The sequence below is a fragment of the Bartonella sp. TT121SHDZB genome (genome assembly GCF_042193415.1).
GTDB lineage: Bacteria > Pseudomonadota > Alphaproteobacteria > Rhizobiales > Rhizobiaceae > Bartonella.
In genome coordinates this window covers 1-563 of the sequence record NZ_JBHILR010000081.1, presented here as the reverse complement: position 1 = coordinate 563, position 563 = coordinate 1, and the positions used below count along the sequence as shown (strand labels likewise).

The window sequence follows — 563 nt, the reverse complement described above, 5'->3', positions numbered from 1 at the left end:
GCCCTGGCGCGTGAGGTGGACCGAGCCTGCGTATTCCGACAGGCCGTAGCCATGGTGCAGCGCCTGGCCGAAGGCGGCCTCCACGCGCTTTTTCAGCGTCAGGTCCAGCGGGCCGGCGCCGGTATAGACATAGCGCAGCGCAGGCGCCTGCGGGTGGGCAATGCCCTGCTCCTGCAGATGGGCCAGCAGGCGCGCGTACAGCGCAGGCGGCCCCTGAAGCTGGGAGATGCCGTGGCTGGCCAGCGCATCCAGAAGATCGGCGGGGTCGAACTGCGGGCGCATCACCATCTGCGCGCCCGCATGCAGCGAGGCCAGCAGCACCGTGCCCAGCCCGAAGATGTGGGTCATGGGCACGAAGGCGTAGCTGCGGTCCCCGGGGCCCAGCCCGCGCGATGCGGCCGAGACACGCGCGAACAGCGTCAGCGCGTCATGCCCCACCATCACGCCCTTGGGCGTGCCCGTGGAGCCGGACGTATAGATCACATAGGCCGAGGACGAGGCCTGCGGTTGGGCAAGCACAGTGGCCTCGGCAGCCTCGTCTGGCGACATGGTGCCGAACAACT

General features: G+C 69.6%; 1 protein-coding gene. It reads right to left on the bottom strand.

Annotation, left to right across the window (positions count from 1 at the left end; all coding sequences use genetic code 11):
- A partial coding sequence (locus ACFIKI_RS08610) for a class I adenylate-forming enzyme family protein (protein WP_375666808.1) occupies positions 1–563 on the bottom strand: 563 nt, incomplete at both ends.